The following is a 309-nucleotide window of genomic DNA, read 5'->3' on the forward strand; positions in this document are numbered from 1 at the left end:
GGAGGAGACATAGTTTCAGGGGTAAATATCGTGAGAGAAGGCGAAACAATTTCTTCTTTTTACCTTGTTGAATACGCCGGTGTTGATCCGGCAAATGGGGATGCGTTATTTTATAAGAATACTTTATTGGATAATGGAACCCGTGACAGAACCACTACAGCAAGTTATAATGAAGCCTCAAGGGTAGTTCTTGGAAGTGCGTATCCAGATCTCATGATTGGATTGACCAATACCCTGTACTTCCACAACTTTGACCTTTCATTTACTTTCCAGGGAGAGTGGGGTGCCTCATTATATAATTCCGGAGGT

The 309-nt window shown here is 42.1% G+C and carries 1 pseudogene; it reads left to right on the top strand.

Features of this window, described 5'->3' with window-relative positions:
• Positions 1–309 (top strand): annotated as a pseudogene (locus tag HC176_RS18745) (SusC/RagA family TonB-linked outer membrane protein); the annotation flags it as partial.

The sequence above is a fragment of the Tamlana crocina genome, from assembly GCF_012037625.1.